Origin of the sequence: Larkinella arboricola (genome assembly GCF_003259745.1) — a bacterium.
GTDB classification, from domain to species: domain Bacteria; phylum Bacteroidota; class Bacteroidia; order Cytophagales; family Spirosomataceae; genus Larkinella; species Larkinella arboricola.
Window position 1 is genome coordinate 164506 of the sequence record NZ_QLMC01000006.1, and the last position, 20391, is coordinate 184896.

Sequence of the window (20391 nt, forward strand, 5' to 3'; positions counted from 1 at the left end):
TACAAAATATCACTACATGGAATGAAGCTTTTACATTGGTACACTGTTTTATTAAGTTGCCTGTCCTTATCGGTTCTGGCGCAAACCACGCCCACCGGAATTATCATTGGCAGCGTCCGGGACCGGAGCACCCAGGAACTGCTCGTGGGTGTAACGGTGCAGGTCGACAACGCGACTCAGCCCACCGGGCAACCACAAGGTACTACCACGGACGCCAATGGGCGTTTCCGGCTGGAATTGCCGGTAGGTAGCTACAACCTGAAGGCCACTTACGTAGGTTACCTGCCTGGGGAGAAGTTTAACATCAGTGTCTCGTCGGGTAACGCTAACGAAAGCAACTTTGAGCTGGAAGAAGAAAGCAAGCGGCTGGGGGAGGTTGTTGTCACGGCTAACCGCGCCACGGCGGCCGTATCGTCGATCAGTACGCCCAACTCCATTCAGCGTCTGACCACCGAAGAAATCAAGACCAACCCCGGCGGTAACTTCGACATCTCGAAAGTTATTCAGACCCTGCCGGGTGTGGGCGGCTCGGTAGGCGGCCTGCGCAACGACATCATTATCCGGGGCGGGGCGCCCAACGAAAATGTGTTTTATCTCGACGGTATTGAGATTCCGCTGATCAACCACTTCCAGACACAGGGCGGTACGGGTGGTCCGCAGGGCATTCTCAACGTTTCCTTTATTGAGGACGTCACGCTGGCGTCGAGCAGCTTCGATGCCCGCTACGATAACGTGTTGGCGTCGGTATTCCAGTTCCGGCAGCGCGAAGGTAACCCCAACCGTCTACAGGGGAACTTTCGGCTCAGCGGCACCGAAGCGGCCCTGACCACTGAGGGGCCACTGGCTAGCAACACGACGTTTCTGGCCTCGGTCCGGCGGTCGTATCTGCAATATTTCTTCCAGCTTATTGACCTGCCCATCCGGCCCAATTACTGGGATTTCCAGGCCAAAATTACCCATCGCATTAACAAGAAAACCACGCTGACCGTCCTTGGTGTGGGGGCCATTGATGAGTTCCGTTTCGGTGTGCCACGTCAGACAACCCCCGACAAGGAATTTGTCATCCGGCGCAACCCCTTAATCAACCAGTGGAACTACACGGGCGGTTTGAACCTCCGGCGGCTAATTTCCAACGGTTACCTCAACGTTGCCCTGAGCCGCAATGCCTTTGACAATGCCCTCGACCGCTTTGAGGACGGGCGTACCGGCGACGAATCAGCGCGGGTGCTGCGGATACGCTCCCGGGAGACGGAAAACAAGCTGCGCCTGGACGTCAATCAGTTCGTAAACGGCTGGCGGTACTCAATGGGCCTGGTAGCGCAGTATGTGCAGTTCAGCAACGACCTGGCCGCCGGGCTGCGCAACGAGGTGCGCGATTCGCTGGGCACCGTCATTACACCTGCCCAACGGGTCCGTTCGCTGTCGACTATTGACTTTGCCCGATTTGGGCTATTCGGGCAGGTGAGCCGCTCGTGGCTGGATAACCGGCTGGGTGTGTCGATGGGCGTGCGAACCGACGTAAACACCTTCACGGACAACGGCTTGAATGCCCTGCGGACACTCTCGCCCCGGCTGTCAGTTAGCTACGCGCTCAACGACCGCTGGAGCCTGAACGCGTCGATTGGCCGCTACTTTAAAATACCCACCTATACGGTTTTGGGCTTCCGCGATGAGTCGGGACAACTGATCAACCGCAACGTCGACTACATTGCCTCCAACCATTACGTAGCGGGGGTTGAATACTTACCCAAACCAACCACCCGCTTTACAGTGGAAGGCTTCTACAAGCAGTACAGCCGCTATCCGGTGTCGGTGCGCAACGGTATTTCGCTGGCTAACCTGGGCAATAACTTCAACGCCATTGGCAACGAAGCCGTTACAAGCACGGGTCGGGGACGGGCTTACGGCATGGAGGTATTTTTTCAACAGAAGTTAGTCAAGAATCTGTTTGTGGTGGCCTCATATACGTATGTGCGCTCGGAGTTCTCGGGCAGCGATGGCGCGTTGCGGCCCTCGGCCTGGGACAATCGTCACCTGTTTTCGGGCCTGCTGGGACGGAAGTTTCGTCGGGGGTGGGAGATGGGTCTGAAATACCGCTACGCGGGTGGCGCCCCTTATACCCCCTTCGATCTGGCCCAGTCGCAGCGTAACTTCCTGACGCTGGGTGAGGGCGTACTGGATTATAGCCGACTGAATACGCTCCGGCTACGGGCTCTGAACCAGTTCGATTTCCGCCTGGACAAGAAGTGGAACGCCCGCCGGTTTACATTCGACCTGTTTCTGGACGTGCAGAATGCCTTTGTGCTGCCTACACCCGGCTATCCCGAGTTCGTACTAAGCCGCGCCCCCGACGGTTCGGGCTACCTCACCACCGACGGTAAGCCCCTGCAATCCGATGGTCAAAACGGCATTCCCACTGTGCTGAACAGCGCCGACCCGTTCGTAACGCCGACCATTGGTTTCATTCTGGAATTCTGATTCTGGATACTCTATTCATTCTTATATCACCCGTTGGCTTAAAGAAACGCAGACAGCCCCGTGAAGCTCACGGGGCTGTCTGCGTTTCATCTCCTCATGTTAAATTCCCTCAGGGGATTTTCAGCAGCGTTCGATGCTGAACGTTGGGTGCCTCCCCAACTTGTAGAAGATAAACCTCCGGCCTCAACCCGGCCTTCGGCTGAAGCAACTAAAGATGAGCCCGCCAAAGCTTCCTTCGACGGGCCAATGATCCCCTTGTGGCATATAACCACGCCTGCTTTCAAGCTTATGTATGATCTCAACTGTTGGACATACTCGATACAACTGACCTTATAACTCGGATAAACAGCAATTTCTGTCAGCTGATCTACCGCCAGCTCCGTTTGCAGATCTACCCGAAAACCCTACAGCTCTATGAAGAGAGGTAAAGGCCGGATTTAAGCTTTAATCGTATTATAATAAACAGATAGATGAATCCGCATGGCTTGTTGAAATTCTTCGGAGGTGCCTTCTTTCAATATTTTAAATAAATCATAATGAGAAACCGGATCCTTAATCACGGCATGCCCTCCCGGTTTCGACAAGGATGTAAAAACGTGTTCAAAAACCGGGAATAACAAACTTTGAAATCGCTGGAACGTTTCATTGCCCGTCATGTCATACAACTTGCCATGAAACTCAATCTCATCTTCTTTGGAAAGCAAAGGCAGTTTTTTTTGCTTTTCAACGATCAATTCCAGCTCATCCAGTGCCTTCGCCGTTTTGCGGGCAAATAGAAAATCGGCGATACCCATCTCCAGAATCAAACGAAGTTCGAAAATATCATTCAGGCTGCTCTGACTTAAAATCAGTGGGTTAAGTACTTTTTCGATACTAGCCAACGGATCCGGCTGAGCCATGACCATTCCCCGTCGGGGACGTGTTTCAATCATTCCCAGCATCCGCAATCGACTTAGGGCTTCCCGCACCACATTTCGGCTTACGTTTAACCGTTGCGCAATCTCCTGCTCATTCGGTAAAGGATCGCCGGGTTTAAAGGCATTCTCGGTAAAAAATTCCCGCAGACTGTTTTCAACACGATCCGTCATCGACAGACTCTCCAGCGGTTCAAGCAGACCAGATTTGGTATTCATCTTCTATTAGTTTGGTACAAAGGTAAGGCAATCCGGTAGTAAAGCGGGTACTTTTTGAAGGAGTATATCTTTTTTGATACAATTTTATTGAAGTTAAAATACTAATATTACATTTGTCCTACAAATGAAAAGATAAAAACTAATTTGCCTTAACTGCCCAAACCCGTTACATCATTCTATGATCTAATCCTTTACCCCCATGAAAACACCGCTAAAAACCGTATTAAGAACTTTTATCCTATGTTGCTGGTGCTGCATTGGGCTGGGAGTATACGCGAAAGCACAAGGTCAGTCGGTTCGCGGAACCGTTACTTCAAGCGCAGACCAAAACCCCTTGCCTTTTGTGACAGTTGTTGTTAAAGGGACCCAAACCGGCGTGACAACCGATGCAAATGGAAAGTTTACCATCAATGCCGCCAATGGCAGCGTACTTGTTTTCAGCTACATTGGCTACCAAACGTCGGAAGTTAATCTTGGTAATCAAATCGAGCTTACCGTAACGCTGGACCCCGATCAAAAGACCCTCAATGAAGTGGTCGTGGTGGGCTACGGTTCGCAATCGCGGGAAACCGTCACGACCTCGATTTCGAAGCTGGATACCAAGGTGCTGGAAAATATTCCGTACGCCAATGCCGCTTCAGCCCTCCAGGGAACGCTGCCGGGCGTTCGGGTGCAAACGACCACGGGCCAGCCGGGAGCCGCTCCCCGCGTGATTATCCGCGGGGGGACGTCGATCAACAACCCCGACGGTTCTTCACCCCTTTACATCATCGACGGTGTCATTCGTTCGGACATGAACGACATCAATGCCGACGATATCGAAACCTTGCAAGTGCTCAAAGATGCTTCGTCGACCTCCATCTACGGAGCACGGGGCGCCAACGGGGTCGTTATCGTTACCACTAAAAAAGGCAAAGCCGGCAAAATGCTGATTACCTTCCGGCAGAACACCACGTTCTCGCAACTGGCCAAGCGCTACAACATGATGTCGGCGCGGGATTACGTCTATTACGGACGGCTAGGGGTGCTGAATTCAGCCATGAAAATTCCGGAGCGCATGAGTGTCCTGTCGATTGCCAACAGCTTCGGCACCGGCAATGACCTGAGCAACCGGACTTACTCGACAGTTCAATACCTATCGCCCGATAACCAGCACAAGCTGAACGAAGGCTGGGAAAGCATTGCTGACCCCGCTGACCCGACCAAAACCCTGATTTTCAAGAATACCGACTGGCAGGATGTGTTGTTCCGCACGGGTGTTTCGCAAAACTATTACGTAGGAGCCTCTGGCGGCACGGAAAAAGGGAGTTATAACCTCGGCCTCGGTTACCTGAAAGCCCAGGGAATTACGATCAACACGGATTTCCGACGGTTTACGTTCGACTTTAGTGGCGATCTGAAACTGCGCGAAAATCTGAAAGTGAATGCCTTCACCAATTTTACCAACTCGGGCAACAACCAGGTTTTCAGCGAGAACCAGATTTTTCAGCGTGCCCTGGCCCTGCCACCCACGGCCAAACTGTATTTCGAGGATGGCACCCTGTCGCCCGGTTTTAACCGCTCGATCGGTAACCCCCTCTATCACCTCAGCCGGTTTCCGAACGATAATAAACTGCACCGCCTGACACTGGGCGGGGGTCTGACCTGGAATATTTTACCGGGACTTACCTTCGAACCGTCTGCCTCCTTGTATCTCGTCGGTGCCGACAATAACTCGTTCCAGCAATCGTACCTGAACGGTCCGCTGGCGTTCATCGACTCCCGGGTCGCAACGTCCTCCCGTTCTACCCACTGGCAGCAGCAGGTTGACGCCATTCTGTCGTACACCAAATCCATCAACGACCACGGATTGGATTTCATGTTCGGCAGTTCGTATTTCGACCGCAAAATATCAGCGCTGTCGGCAACCGGGCAGGGAGCTTCCACCGACATCATCCCGACCCTGAACGCATCGGCCACCCCGCTTTCCGTTAGTAGTTCGGTTACTCAGCAACGGATTCTCAGCTTTTTTGGCCGGGCCAATTATAACTACGCCCACAAGTACTTGCTGTCGCTCACCGCACGGTACGATGGGGCCTCCAACCTCGGAGCCAGCAATAAATGGGGGTTATTCCCCGGCGCGTCGGTGGGCTGGAACATTCACAACGAATCGTTCTGGAAAGACCTCGGCGTTGCCCGGCTCGTGAATACGCTCAAACTGCGGTCGAGCTACGGAGTAAACGGGAACCTCGGCCAACTGGGTGATTTCCAGGCCCAGGGCACCTACAGTGTAGGGACGCGCTACGACGGCGCAGCCGGTATCCAGAATACCGTCATTCCGAACTCGAACCTCAAATGGGAGCAGACCCAGACGTACGACGTCGGGATGGACATCGGCTTGTTCAACGGACGGCTGAATCTGTTGGTGGATTATTTCAACAAACGCACGGATAACCTGCTGACGAACCTCGAATTGCCGCTGGAAACCGGTTTTACATCCATCCTGACCAACTACGGTAGCCTGCAAAACCGGGGGGTCGAAGTAGAAATTTCGGGTAACATCCTCCGGACCCAATCTGGTTTCAACTGGAACGCGAGCTTCAACATAGCCACCAACCAGCAGAAAATCCTGAAACTACCCGACAACGGCAACGAGCGAAACCGCGTCGGTGGTGTGCAGGTCTACGATCCGGAGACCGGTAAGATCGAGTGGCGCGGAGGCTTGCAGGAAGGTGGCCGGATCGGCGATTACTATGCCTACAAGCAGATCGGTATTTTTGCAACCGACGAAGAAGCCGCTGCCGCACCGCGCGACATCATTGTTCCGCTGGCCGATAAAACCAAATTCGGGGGCGATGTCAACTGGCTGGATGTGGACAACAACAGCGAAATCAACTCCTACGACCGGGTATACCTGGGGAATCCGTTCCCTCGGGTAACTGGCGGAGCAACGACCTCCCTCTCGTACAAAAACATCGACCTGACCATTCGGGCCGACTATACGCTGGGGCATACCATTTACAACTATACCCGCGCCATGTACAACGGGCAGTTTGTGGGTGAAAACAATGCCTCGACCGACATCCTCCGTTCGTGGCAAAAAGCGGGTGACCAGACCGATATTGCCCGTTATTACTACGCCGATCAGCAGGTACAGAGCAATCTCTTCCGCCAGAACTCCTACTATTTCGAAAAAGGAAACTTCCTGGCGTTGCGCGAAGTCACCCTGGGTTACAGCTTTCCTTCAGCCCTGACCTCGAAAATCGGCCTGAACAACCTGCGACTGAATTTCACCGCCAACAACCTTAAGTATTTCACCAAATATTCTGGTCTGAATCCGGAAGAAGGCGGTCAGGACAACGGACGGTATCCGGTTCCGAGAAACTACATCATTGGTCTGAATGTGTCATTCTAAGCAGCAAACGATCATGAAAAATCTTATAATCACCCTGTTAGCCAGCACGCTCTTCCTCGCCTGTAGCAAAGAGCTGGATATTACCCCAAAAAGTCAGATCACGGCGGGATCTTTCTGGAAAACCCAGGACGACGTGATCGGCGCCCGCAACGGGATGTACGTCCGCTTCCGGGCCTTCACCAACTTCAATTTATATTACCTCGGCGAAGCCCGCAGCGAAATCATGGGAACGGGTATTCTCAATGCCGATTTCCGGATTCCGTATTTCCAGAACCGGCTGCACAAAATCACCGCGCCGGGTCCTGACTGGGGAAGCATCTATACGATTATTCACGATGTAAACCTGATTCTAAAATACGGGTCCACTATTTCGTTCACCTCGGAAAGCAACAAGAACACCATCCTGGCCGAAGCCTACACCATGCGGGCGTACCTGTATTACATTCTGGTCCGCACCTGGGGGGGAACGCCCCTGATGCTCGAACCAACGGAATCGTCTGACCCGGAGAGCATTTACAAACCAAGGGCCAGCGAGGAGGAAGTGTTCAACCAAATTACGGCCGATCTGAATAAGGCATTGGAACTGTTCCCGAACAACGCCAACTCAAACCGCCGGAGTGCGTGGTCAAAACCGGCCGCCAACGCCCTGAAAGGAGACGTTTACCTCTGGATTGCCAAACGACGGAACGGTGGAGAAAGCGCCCTCAATACGGCCCTGGCGGCATTACGGGAAGTCCAGCAATCCGATGTTTCCTTACTGCCCAACTTCGCGGATGTATTCAACAATGCTAACAAGGGCAACAAGGAGGTTTTGTTTTCGGTCCGGTATAATGAGCTGGAAGCCGTCAACAACTACGCCGGTGATATGTACATCCGTGATGCCGATTTACCACCGGGCGTCGATGCGGCTACGCTGCAAAAAATCGGCCTCGGGGGTGGTTTTAACTGGTGGGCCCCTTCCGAAACCATGCGGAAGCAGTTTTCGGCCGACGACAAACGTAAGGACAAGTCGTTTGTGGAAATTTACGGCAAGAATGCGCAGGGAAATCCAGTTTATTACACGTCAATCATGACCAAATTCAGCGGTTATGTCGACGCCAACGGTCGGCGGTTTCTGGATGACATCATCATTTACCGCTACGCCGATGTGCTTCTAATGATTGCGGAAGCCAAAAACGCGCTGGGGCAGGACCCCTCAGCGGAAATTAACCTGGTCCGTCAGCGGGCCTACGGTGATCAGTTTGAGAAACACCGGTTTGTGTCATCAAGCAAAACCGCCAACGACGACGCCATTCTGAAAGAACGGCTGTTCGAGCTGGCTTTCGAAGGGAAACGCTGGTGGGATCTGGTCCGGTTCAACAAAGCCTTCGACCTGGTGCCATCGCTCGCCGACCGCAAAGGACAGAACAATCTGCTCCTGTGGCCGATTTCCGAAACCGTCCTGGGCCGCAACTCCAAACTGGTTCAGAATCCGGGCTACGAATAGCCTCCAGGCGTAGTTGTTAGCTGGCTTAACAACCGGTTAACAACTATGCCTCTAACAACGAAACAATACGTACTCATATTTATCTCATGACGCAACCCGTTTTAGGCGGCCTGTGGCCTGCCTTATTTACACCGGTCAACCCTGATGGAAGCCCCAATTTGCAGGAGCTTGAAAAAATAGTTCAATTGTGCATCACCCAAAAACTTGACGGGATTTATCTGTTGGGCTCAACGGGACAGGGGTTTCTTTTTACCGAAAAACAACGTGGAGAAGTTGCCCGTGTAGTTCTGGAAACCGCGAACGGAGCCTTACCGGTTATCGTTCAGGTGGGTTCGCTCAACACCAACGAATCCGTCCGGTTGGCCGTAGAAGCCCAAAAACTGGGTGCTTACGGCATTTCCACCGTTGGGCCGATTTATTACCAGGGTGGCTTACAGAATACATTAGCGCACTACCGGGCAGTCGGCTCGGCCATCGACATTCCGTTCTACCCCTATCATATTGGCAACCAGAGTGTATTTGGTGGGGATGCGCGTCAATATATTCAGCAACTCCTTGCGTTGCCCAATATTGCCGGGATGAAGCTGACCACGCAGAACCTGTATGAGATAAGCCTGATGCATATCCTATCCGAAAACAAACTCACCTTATTTAGCGGAGCCGATGAGCTGTTTTGCCATGCCACCCTCTGCGGTACGGCGGGCGCGATCGGAAGTTTCTTCAATCTCTGGGGACCGGAATGCAAGTTCGTTCGGGAAGAATTTGTCAAAGGAAACTTTGAACTGGGAAGCCGCTTTATGCTAACTTTTCAGGATATCATTAATGAGGTTCTGCCAAATGTCTGGACGTTCTTCCAACAGGCCATGCAGCTCAAACACGGCATTGACATTGGCCTCCCCATTGCTCCGCTAGGAATGGGTAATACACCCTGGGCGGAGAAAGACATCATTGCAATCTGCGACCGAATTTCTGCCGTCAGCGGGCTGGTGAATCCCTAAAACCGACCAACCGAAAACCCTGTTATGAAACTATTCTGCCTCAACCCTTCCCCGGTTCTTACGCACTACAACCCGCTTATCCGGTTGTCGGCTTGCTGGGCGATTGCGCTGCTTGGAATAGTTTCTGTCCCCGGGTTTTCGCAGCAGAAACGGTCTGATACCGAATCGTTCGGCATGCGGCTGCGACAACTACCAACCGCGAAATCTGCGGTTTACGAACCGGTTTATGTAGCCTCCGCGCCCAGTAATGAAGCGACAATGATTCGCCGACAAAACGGCAACCTGTCGATTTTTTACATCAACCGCCCCGGTGAAGCCGATAAACTGCTGTCCATTTCCTCCGCCGACGGTATTCAGTGGACCGAGCCGGTGGTCGAGTTTGCCTTACCGGGACAGGCTTACTACGCTAACCGGGTGCTGGAAGATTCGCAGGGTGTGCTGCATGCTATTTTTCACCTCTGGGCAACGGGTCAAAATGGTTACCGGGGCAGGCACCTGGATGTGTGGTATTGCCAGAAATCGCCGTCCGCAACAACCTGGAGCCAGCCCCGGAAAATACTGGATGGCTACGTTGGCTCCATGCGTAGTTTTCTCCAGCTCCGCAATGGGCGGATGCTCATGACTTTTGCCAGGGCCAATCCGGAGCGGATGGAAAAACCGGTGAGCGGACAAACCGATTATGGCTGGAACGATGTTGTGGCGCTGTATTCGGACGACAACGGTCAGCACTGGAAACCGTCGGGCAGTACCGTTCGGGTAGCCATCGACAATTCGATGCCGGTCCGTTACGGAGGGGTTGAACCCAACGTCATTGAACTCGCCGATAGTCGGCTCTGGATGCTCATTCGGACGAATAAAGGTCGTTTGTACGAATCGTACTCCACCGATCAGGGGCAGACGTGGAGTCCGGCACAGCCCACGCGGTTTATTTCGTCGGACTCGCCGGCCGAGTTGTTGCGGCTTTCCGATCAACGCCTGCTCCTGTTTTTCAATAGTAATCAGCGGTGGGACAACCCCCATAGCTATGCCGCCGGAGGGCGGGAGGTGCTGCACGCAGCCATCAGCCGGGACGATGGAAAAACCTGGACCGGTTTTCGGGAAGTGTTAACCATGCCATCGACCCAATCCGCCCGAAATGCCAAGAGTGACCGGGGAACTGCCTATGCATCGGCCGCCGAAACCACCGACGGAAACGTGGCGCTGGTCGCCGGACAGGGCGAAGCCCGGTCTATCGTCTTATTCAACCCCAACTGGTTGGACCAGACCAAAGCCGCCGATAACTTTGCCAACGGACTACACCAATGGACGCTGTATGATGCCGACGAATTCTGTCAACTAACGCCACTTTCCCCAAAACAAAAGGTATTGCAGCTTACAGGCTCGGAAGCCATCTGGAATTTCCCGGCCCTCGCCAGCGGAGGCATCAAAATGGACCTGAAAATACCACAGAACCCGACGTCAGTATCCCTGACGCTGACCGATCATTTTTCCATTTCTTCGGACTCTCTGGCGGCTCAACACGGTGTAGTTAGTTTTGTAGTTCCCCCGACCGTACAGACAAAAACCGGGAAAATGGCCGTTGAAATCCGGTGGGATTGTAAAGCCGGTAACGCTCTTTTGTACGTAAATAACCGACTGATTGATCAAACATCCTTACGTCGAAAACCGGACTTCGGGGTCAATTACCTCCGTATTGGTCCGACGAAAACTGGAGACGTATCGTCCAAATTATTCCTCCAGTCGGTTTCCGTGATTCCAAACAAAGAAACAAACTGAACCCTCCTAAACCCTTAACCCATTCACCATGAAGGCACCTAACTCTTTCAAACACTTCGGTTTCCTGCTGCTTTTTGGCCTGCTGACCAGTGTTCCGCTTTTCGCGCAACTCGACAAAACCGGCGGCAGTACCACCACCACCGGCTCCTGGATTGCCCCCAAAGTGGAAGAAATGCCGGACATGAAAATGGGACCATTTGTGCGGCTTGCCGACGGCGGTATCCTGACGGTTCATAAAACCAAAAGCCTCATCAGCCAGGACGAAGGCAAAACCTGGACCGAGTATACCATCTTCAGCGACCCCGAAAAGTTTGAAATCAGCGACGAACGGGCTTTGATCCGGACCAGAAAGGGAACCATCATTCTGGCCTGCATGAACATGAAAGAACGGTCGGAGTGGAACTGGCAGGAAAAAATTTCTGACTCGCCGGGCGCCACCTTGCCAACCTACGCCATCCGTAGCCTCGACGGCGGCAAAACCTGGGAGAAAGCCCAGAAATTGCACGACGAGTGGACGGGGGCCATTCGCGACATGATCGAAACCAAGAATGGCAGCATCGTTTTTACGTCCATGAAAATACGTCACAATCCGGGTCGGCATTCGGTGCTGACCTACACCTCCAAGAATGAGGGCAAAAGCTGGACCCCAAGCAACATCATCGACCTGGGCGGAATCGGTCATCATGGGGGCGTAACCGAGGCAACCGTGGAGCAGTTGAAAGATGGCCGGTTGTGGCTATTGATGCGCACCAACTGGGGCACCTTCTGGGAAGCCTACTCCAAGAACGACGGCATCAACTGGAGCGGTTTCAATCCGACCAAAATCAGCGCCAGCTCGGCCCCCGGTCTGATCAAAAGACTGCAAAGTGGCCGGTTGGTGCTGGTCTGGAACCCCCGGTTTCCACAAGGAAAGATAGAATATCCGTTGAGTGGTGGTGATAACCAATGGTCAGAAATTCCGGCCAGCAATCACCGCGAAGAATTGACCATCGCTTTTTCGGATGATGAAGGCAAAAGCTGGAGCAAAACCGTCGTTATTGCCCAGATAGGAAAACAGCGTTGGCTGTCATACCCGTATATTTTTGAACAGAAACCCGGCATCTTGTGGATTACGACGATGCAGGGTGGGTTGAGAATCAAGCTCAACGAAAAAGATTTTATACGCTAGGCTGTCCGGACAGGCAACCGATCGGAATCGTATCTCTAGTATGAGTTGTTAGCGCATCTGCAACCGAGTGGTCGCGGAAAGCGGATTGGAGACAAACAATGCCCCTAAACCCTTAATCGATCTAATGATGAACGTAATTAATAAAGTAAGGTATACCGTTTTACTGGCCATCTCAACGGTTGTGGTTACGACCTCATCCTGGGCCCAAACCAGTGTTCTGGATAAAACGGGGGGAAAAACCACCACCACCGGCTCCTGGATTGCCCCCAAAGTGGAAGAGTTGCCGGACATGAAAATGGGGCCGTTTGTGCGGCTTGCCGACGGCGGTATCCTGACGGTTCATAAAACCAAAAGCCTCATCAGCCAGGACGAAGGCAAAACCTGGACAGAATACCCGATTTTCAGCGACCCCGAAAAGTTTGAAATCAGCGATGAACGGGCTTTGATCCGGACCAAAAAAGGGGCCATCATCCTGGCCTTCATGAACCTGAAAGAACGGTCGGAGTGGAACTGGCAGAAGGAAATTGCGGATTGGCCAGGCGCAATCTTACCGACCTACGCCGTTCGTAGCCTCGACGGCGGCAAAACCTGGGAGAAAGCCCAGAAATTGCACGACGAGTGGACGGGGGCCATTCGCGACATGATTGAAACCAAGGACGGCAGCGTCGTTTTTACATCCATGATGATGCTCCACAATCCGGGTCGGCATTCGGTGCTGACCTATACCTCCAAGAATGAGGGCAAAAGCTGGACCCGCAGCACCATCATCGACCTGGGTGGAACCGGTCACCACGGCGGGGTAACGGAAGCGACCCTCGAGCAGCTGAAAGATGGTCGTCTGTGGCTGTTGCTACGCACCAACTGGGGGCGTTTCTGGGAAGCCTACTCCAAGGACGACGGAATCAACTGGAGCGGTTTCAATCCGACCAAAATCAATGCCAGCTCGGCCCCCGGTCTGATCAAAAGATTGCAAAGTGGCCGGTTGGTGCTCGTCTGGAATACCCAGTTCCCACAGGGAAGAACGGAATACAAATTGAGTGGTGGCGATAACCAATGGTCAGAAATTGCGGCCAGCAATCACCGCGACGAGTTGGCCATCGCTTTTTCGGATGATGAAGGCAAAAGCTGGAGCAAAACCGTCGTTATTGCCGAAAAAGGCAAACAGCCCCGGTTATCCTATCCGTATGTTTTTGAACAGAAACCCGGCATCTTGTGGATTACGACGATGCAGGGCGAATTGCGGGTCAAACTCGAGGAAAAGAATTTTTTGCGCTAAAAACAAGACCGTAACCCAACAGCAATCATGCGATTTTCAGTACGATTTCTCCTAACGGTTTTTTGTTTTGGCATCAGCTTAGCGGTTTTTGCCCGGAAACCGGCGACAACCAATAAAGATAATCTGACAATTGTGGCCTTCGGCAACTCCATTACGGCCACCCGGAAAACCGTCAATCAGGTGTTTGCCCAGCGCCTGCCGCATCTACTCAGCCAGAAAGGGGTAAGCGCCACGGTGATCAATGCCGGAATTCCGGGGAGCCATACCGGGCGGCAAACCGACCATAATTTATTCAAAATCCGGCACGCCCTCGATCGGTTTGAGTCGGATGTGCTGGCGAAACAGCCCGACCTGACCATCATCGGTTTTGGCATCAACGACGCCCATATCGACAAGGACGGCCCAAATGGTCCTTCGCGCATTCCGCTGGAAAAATACCGGGAGAATCTGTCGTACATGATCGAATCACTCCAGAAGCAGGGCAGCAAAATCATCCTGACGGTTCCGAATCCACTCGGCCAGAAATACCCGGCCTACCAGAATGAACGGTTGCAGGGTTACGTCAACACCATTCGGGAATTTGCCCGGAAATACCGCACCGGTCTGGTCGATAACAACCAGGCGTTTCGGGCGTACCAAACCCGGACGGGAGTGAGTTTTGACTCCCTTATGCTCGATGGCGTTCACCCCAACGACAAGGGGCACGAACTCATTGCCGAAAACATGGCCAACGAAGTAGTGCGGGTTGTGGGCCATAAAGTCAACCCCGACGACAAAAAGCTGGTACTCCAGCTCAACCCGGGTCCCGACAACCCACGCAACAGCGAAGGTGATTTTGTCACTCTGAAAGATGGCCGTATTCTGTTCATTTATTCCCGATTTACCGGCAAGTCGGCCAGTGACTTCGCGTCCGCTTCGCTCGTGGGGCGGTATTCCAGCGACGGGGGTAAAACCTGGACAACGGAAGATGTTCCTATTGTCCGAAATGAAGGAAATATGAACGTCATGTCGGTTTCGTTGCTGAGGCTCAAAGATGGCCGGATTGCCCTGTTTTACGCCCGGAAAAACTCCATGCACGATTGCATTCCCATGATGCGGATTTCGACGGATGAGGCTAAAACCTGGAGTGAGGCAACGCCCGTGATTACGGATCGCAAAGAATATTTTGTCTTAAACAACAACCGCGTGATCCAGTTGGAAAGCGGTCGGATTCTGGTTCCGGTTGCCTTGCACGAATCTCCGGTTGATCCCGTATTCAATGAGAGACGATTCAATGAAAGAGGTCGCCCCTTTTGCTATTATTCCGATGATCTGGGTAAGAGCTGGAAACGCAGCGAAGAAATTGCCAATCCGGACAACGTAGTGTTACAGGAACCGGGTCTGATTCAACTGAATAACAACCAGACCATGATGATTATCCGGACCGACGCTGGTGTTCAGTATGCTGCCTACTCAACCGATCAGGGCGCAAGCTGGAGTCCGGCCAAACCCACTGACATCGTTTCTCCGGTGTCGCCCGCAACCATTGCCCGCATCCCCAAAACCGGTGATTTGCTGATGGTTTGGAACAACAATGACATGAAGGAGGGTAACCCGATCAAAGGCCGACGGACCCCTATGAATATTGCCGTATCGAAAGACGAAGGCAAGACCTGGACACACGTCAAAACCATCGAGGCCGACCCCGACGGCTGGTACTGTTACACCGCCATTCATTTTGTGGGCAAAAAAGACATCTTGCTGAGCTACTGCGCCGGAAACCGCCCCAAAGGAACGGGTCTTTCGGTCACCAACGTCACCCGGCTTTCGCTCGACTGGATTTATGGAAAAAAGAAATGAGACGCCAGACAAGCCATAAAAGATCTGCTGGTCAGCACCGGACGGTCAACGCCGTTAAAATCCCGACCTTACCGGCACGCCGGGCAACTGCGTGACATCCGATTTTCACCAATAACTAACCCCCGAAAACCATGACCAAAACTGTTTATAGTCTTTTCACCCTATTTATTCTTTTCCTACTCGCTCCCAAAACCATTCAGGCACAGACCGGACCCGGTTCCAGTATTGCGTTGCAATTGAATCCCGGACCCGATAATCCGCGCAACAGCGAGGGGGATTTCATCACGCTCAAAAACGGGCATATTCTGTTCATCTATAGCCGGTATACGGGCGGTTCCACCAGCGACCACGCCCCGGCCTATCTGGCCAGTCGACTTTCAAAAGACGGTGGAAAAACCTGGACGCAGAAAGATGAAGTGGTCGTCGAAAAAGAAGGCGACATGAACGTCATGTCCGTTACGCTGTTGCGGCTGCAAAACGGTAAAATCGCGCTTTTTTACCTGAAAAAGAACTCCGAACAGGATTGTATCCCCATGCTGCGGATCTCGGCCGATGAAGCCAAAACCTGGAGCCAGCCGGTGGCGTGTATTACGGATAAGCAGGGGTATTTTGTCCTGAACAATAACCGGGTCATTCAACTCAAAAACGGACGGTTGTTGATGGCCGTAGCGCTGCATCAATCATTGGGCGGCAAATGGCAAAATCAGGCTACCCTGTTTAGCTATTATTCAGACGACAATGGGGCAACCTGGAAATCAAGCCCGGCAGTCCCCAACGCGCAAAATGTTCTGACGCAGGAACCGGGGGTTGTCGAGCTGAAAGATGGCCGCATCATGATGATCATCCGGGCCGGGGGCGGTTTTCAGCAAATGTCGTATTCAACCGATAAAGGCCAGACCTGGAGCCAGATTGAAGCGAGCAATCTGCATTCACCCGTTTCGCCCGCGACCATCGCCCGCATTCCGTCCACCAAGGATTTGCTGGTGGTCTGGAACAACAACGACGGCAGCAATCCGGCTATCAAAGGCAAGCGCACGCCGTTGACCGTGGCGATTTCCAAAGATGAGGGCAAAACCTGGCAGCACGTTCGCAACATCGAAACCGATCCCGATGGCTGGTACTGCTACATTGCCATTCATTTCACCAAAAAAGACGTGCTGCTGGGCTACTGCGCTGGCAGTCAGCAGCAGAAAACGCATTTGTCCGTCACCCGGATCAACCGGCTGAATCTGGCGGCTTTGTATAAGTAACCCGGTTTTCCATGAAACAGAACGCGGTTTTTTCCCGCCGGAAATTCATCCGGGCGGCTGGCGTGGGCGCGGCTCTGCCAACGGTTTGGACGCAGCCAAGGGCTTCGGATCAGGAGCAGCTTCAGACCCTGCTGACGAGAAAAGAATCCAATATCTGGCTATTCACCGGCGACAGCATCACGCACGGAGCCAAGCATACGCACGGTTTTCGCAGCTATCCCGAAGTTTTTGCGGAGCGGATTCGCTGGGAACTGAAACGGGTCCGCGATATTGTGATCAATACCGGCATCAGCGGCAACGCAATTCCGAATATTCTCAGTGACTTCGACTGGCGCGTGAGTCAGTTCAAACCGGCGGTCGTATCGCTCATGATCGGCACCAACGACTGCGCGCGGGCGGGAATGACACCGGACCTTTTTGCCCAGAACCTGACCACCATCGTCGGGAAAATCCGGGACCTGGGCGCGGTGCCTATTTTGCATACGCCAAACCCGATCATTCTGGAAAAAGCCCCGGAGCGCAGGACGTTGCCGGAGTATATTCCAGTCATTCGGAACGTCGCGGAGCAAAAACAGGTCGTGCTGGTCGATCATTTTAGCCACTGGCAAAACACAACCGATATTGATGTAAACCGGGAGTGGCTGAACGATCCGCTGCATCCGGGGCCGCGTGGCCATCAGGAAATAGCCCGTCTGCTGTTTAAAACCCTGTCCATTTTTGATCCGCAGGAAGCCACCTGTGGAGGACCGTATTATGAAGGAGAACACTGAAATACCGTACGCCGTCCAGCTCGCCGGGGTGGGAGCGGGGCCGCACGTTCTGCTGACGGCGGGTGTCCACGGCGACGAGTACGAACCCATGCTCGCAGCCGCCAGCCTGATCCGCGAACTCGACGGGAAACTGGCCCGGGGCCGGGTTACGATTGTGCCGGTAGTCAATAAAAGTGCTTATGAACGGGCCAGCCGCTGCGGGAACGACGGGCTGGACCTGGCCCGAATCTGTCCGGGAAAACCCGACGGGACGGTTTCGGAGCAAACCGCCGACCGCATCAGCGCGCTCATCCGGACGGCGGATTATTACGTCGATATGCATACCGGCGGACTGGCGTACGATATTTACCCCCTGGCCGGTTACATGCTGCATCCGTTGCCGGAGGTGCTGGAAAAACAGCAGCAGATGGCGCTGGCCTACAACCTGCCGATGGTCTGGGGAACCGATCACCGACCAGACGGCCGAACCCTTTCGGTAGCTCGTGACGCAGGCATTCCGGCCATTTATCTGGAATACGGTGGTGGAACCGGCCTGCGCGAGTTTGTCGTCACGGCTTATAAAGACGGTTTTATCAACCTCCTCAAACACCTGGGTCTGATCAATGAACCCGCCCGGACGCTGCCGGAAGCCGAACGGTTTTGGGTGGAGGATTACCGCAGCGACAGCGGGTATTTGCAGGCCAAAATGCCTTCACCCGCCGACGGTATTTTTAAGGCCGCCGTGCAGACTGGCGAGTGGGTTCGGGCGGGGCAGCGATGGGGTACGATTATCAATCCATTTTCCGGAGAAAGGACGGAAGTGGTGGCTGCCGAAAACGGACTGGCTTTTTTGCTCCGCACCACCGTAAACGTCCGGAAAGGAGACGCGCTTGGCGGTATTTTGCCCATCGAAAAAGCCGGTAAACGGATCATTCATGAAGGATAAAAAAGTGGTCATCATCACCGGAGCCGCTGGGGGAATTGGCAGTGCCACGGCCGCCCGGTTTGCCGAAGAAAACTACCGGCTGGTGCTTTCGGATATCGCCGAAGATCCGCTGAATGCGTTGGTGGAGGAGTTGAAAAACCGCTACGATGCTGAATGCCTGCCCATTCCGGGCGATCTGGCGGAAATACCGTACCTGGAACAGCTTGTCGACCAGCCGCTTGAGCGGTTTGGACAAATCGACGTGCTGGTCAACAATGCCGCCTGGCGCACGCTGGAAACCTTGCGGACCATGACGCTCGAAACCTGGGAGAAAACCCTGCGGGTGTGCCTGACAGCCCCGGTTTTTCTGACCAAACAGGTTGCGCAGGTGATGGAAAAACAGGAACAGGGTGGGGTGGTGGTGAATCTGTCCAGTGTCATGGCCGACCGGCCTTCCGGCTGCGGACCGGCTTATATTGCGGCCAAAGGAGCACTGGAAAGCCTGACGGCAGAATTGGCGATTACCTACGGCCGCAGCGGCATCCGGGTGGTGGGCGTGGCCCCGGGTTATATTGACACCGAACTCAGCAACGATTATACTGACCCGGAAGGGGAGAACATCAGCGACACGCTGACCCGCGCGCTGACCGATTTCATCCCGCTCGGGCGGGGAGGGCAGGCCCGGGAAGTAGCCGAAGCGATTGTCTGGTTGAGTTCTCCGCAGGCGTCTTACATCAGCGGAACGACGCTCACCATCGATGGCGGTTTTAAACCCAATTTCAACAACTATTCCACCAAGCGAACCCAATTCCCCGACGCGTTTTGAATACGATCTGGAAATACCAAAACCACTTACCCGCCGTCGCGCCCCAGTACCGGATGCTGCTCGGCGAAGGGCAGACCCCGCTGGTCCGGTCACGCTCGATTGGCGCTTTGCTGGGCGTTGACAACCTTTATTTTAAGCTCGAAAACCTGAACCCGACGGGCTCGTACAAAGACCGTTTTGCGGCCGTGCTCGTCAGTGAGATGAACGCCAAAGGTCAGAAAGTCTGCATTGCTACCTCCAGCGGGAATACCGGCGCGGCTTTGTCGGCCTACTGCGCGGCTGCCGGAATCACCTGCATTTTGGTAGTAGTTGATGGAGCGCCCCTGCCCAAAATCCGGCAGATGCAGCTGTACGGGGCGCAGATTTTCATGGTTCACGGTTTTGGCAAGGACCCGGGCGTTACCGCAACGGTTTTTAATGAACTGGAAAAACTGTGTGCCGCCAACGACCTGCCGCTGCCCATTAGCGCCTACCGGTATTGCCCCTCTGCCATGCAGGGCGTTCAGACCTTGGCGTCCGAAATTCTGGAAACGCTGGCGGGTCAGGTCGATCATATTTTTGCCCCGGCAGGTGGGGGAGGGTTGACACTGGCGGTTACCAACGGCGTGCTTACCGAACAGCCGGACGGAGGGCGCACCAGGGTCAACTGCGTACAACCCGAAGGCAACGACACCATAGCCAGTGCCTTACGAACCAACGAACCCCGGGCGCGGGCCGTTGCGCAATCGACCACCACGGTCAGCGGGTTGCAGGTTCCGGGCGTTATCGACGGCGACCGGGTGCTGGAAAACTGCCGCAAAACCGGCGGCACCGGCTATGTGGTAACCGACGAGCGGGTGTTTTTCTGGCAGCAAGCACTGGCCCGGCAGGAGGGTATTTTTAGCGAACCGGCCGGTGCCGTAGCCCTGGCGGGGCTGGAAGACGCCATTCGTCGGAAGGAAGTAAGCCGCAGCGAAACCGTGGTCTGTCTGGTTACCGGCAGTGGTTTCAAGGATATGGCTTCTGTGGAAACGAACTTCGGATTGCCTGCGGTACAAACCGTGGAGGCCACCCGGACAATTGGCCTGATCCAGCCTTATTTATAAACCCTTGA

The 20391-nt window shown here is 53.8% G+C and carries 14 protein-coding genes; 13 read left to right on the forward strand and 1 reads right to left on the reverse strand.

Annotated elements, in window-relative coordinates; genetic code table 11:
• Nucleotides 1-21: 21 nt before the first annotated feature.
• Nucleotides 22-2478, forward strand: a complete 2457-nt coding sequence (locus tag LX87_RS22930; RefSeq protein WP_111630637.1) for a TonB-dependent receptor — start codon at nt 22-24, stop codon at nt 2476-2478.
• A gap of 437 nt (nt 2479-2915) precedes the next feature.
• Here the strand turns inward: LX87_RS22930 and LX87_RS22935 are convergent, their stop codons facing one another.
• On the reverse strand, nt 2916-3611 hold the full coding sequence (locus tag LX87_RS22935) for a FadR/GntR family transcriptional regulator (protein WP_111630638.1): 696 nt from the start codon (nt 3609-3611) through the stop codon (nt 2916-2918).
• A gap of 199 nt (nt 3612-3810) precedes the next feature.
• On the opposite strand from LX87_RS22935, the gene LX87_RS22940 reads away from it, so the two are divergent.
• From LX87_RS22940 to LX87_RS22995, 12 genes are all read left to right on the forward strand, one after another.
• The gene (locus tag LX87_RS22940; RefSeq protein WP_111630639.1) at nt 3811-7005 is read left to right on the forward strand and encodes a SusC/RagA family TonB-linked outer membrane protein; all 3195 of its coding nucleotides are present in this window, start codon (nt 3811-3813) and stop codon (nt 7003-7005) included.
• A 13-nt stretch (nt 7006-7018) separates the two neighbouring features.
• On the forward strand, nt 7019-8491 hold the full coding sequence (locus tag LX87_RS22945; RefSeq protein WP_111630640.1) for a RagB/SusD family nutrient uptake outer membrane protein: 1473 nt from the start codon (nt 7019-7021) through the stop codon (nt 8489-8491).
• An 86-nt stretch (nt 8492-8577) separates the two neighbouring features.
• Nucleotides 8578-9489, forward strand: a complete 912-nt coding sequence (locus LX87_RS22950; RefSeq protein WP_111630641.1) for a dihydrodipicolinate synthase family protein — start codon at nt 8578-8580, stop codon at nt 9487-9489.
• Between the two features lie 24 nt (nt 9490-9513).
• The gene (locus tag LX87_RS22955) at nt 9514-11265 is read left to right on the forward strand and encodes a sialidase family protein (protein WP_111630642.1); all 1752 of its coding nucleotides are present in this window, start codon (nt 9514-9516) and stop codon (nt 11263-11265) included.
• A 28-nt stretch (nt 11266-11293) separates the two neighbouring features.
• On the forward strand, nt 11294-12433 hold the full coding sequence (locus LX87_RS22960) for a sialidase family protein (protein ID WP_111630643.1): 1140 nt from the start codon (nt 11294-11296) through the stop codon (nt 12431-12433).
• A 124-nt stretch (nt 12434-12557) separates the two neighbouring features.
• The gene (locus LX87_RS22965) at nt 12558-13709 is read left to right on the forward strand and encodes a sialidase family protein (RefSeq protein WP_229310785.1); all 1152 of its coding nucleotides are present in this window, start codon (nt 12558-12560) and stop codon (nt 13707-13709) included.
• Between the two features lie 27 nt (nt 13710-13736).
• A complete protein-coding gene (locus LX87_RS22970) occupies nt 13737-15548 on the forward strand; it encodes an exo-alpha-sialidase (protein ID WP_111630644.1) in 1812 nt (603 codons plus the stop codon).
• A 131-nt stretch (nt 15549-15679) separates the two neighbouring features.
• A complete protein-coding gene (locus LX87_RS22975) occupies nt 15680-16798 on the forward strand; it encodes a sialidase family protein (RefSeq protein WP_111630645.1) in 1119 nt (372 codons plus the stop codon).
• A gap of 11 nt (nt 16799-16809) precedes the next feature.
• A complete protein-coding gene (locus LX87_RS22980) occupies nt 16810-17568 on the forward strand; it encodes an SGNH/GDSL hydrolase family protein (RefSeq protein ID WP_111630646.1) in 759 nt (252 codons plus the stop codon).
• Complete coding sequence (locus LX87_RS22985; protein WP_111630647.1) at nt 17552-18493, forward strand: succinylglutamate desuccinylase/aspartoacylase family protein; 942 nt, start codon at nt 17552-17554, stop codon at nt 18491-18493. Before LX87_RS22980 ends, LX87_RS22985 begins: the two co-directional genes overlap by 17 nt.
• Complete coding sequence (locus LX87_RS22990; RefSeq protein WP_111630648.1) at nt 18483-19298, forward strand: SDR family NAD(P)-dependent oxidoreductase; 816 nt, start codon at nt 18483-18485, stop codon at nt 19296-19298. The genes LX87_RS22985 and LX87_RS22990 overlap by 11 nt, the downstream gene beginning before the upstream one ends.
• Nucleotides 19295-20383: a PLP-dependent lyase/thiolase gene (locus LX87_RS22995; protein WP_211325359.1), complete on the forward strand. Its 1089-nt coding sequence runs from the start codon at nt 19295-19297 to the stop codon at nt 20381-20383. Before LX87_RS22990 ends, LX87_RS22995 begins: the two co-directional genes overlap by 4 nt.
• Nucleotides 20384-20391 lie beyond the last annotated feature (8 nt).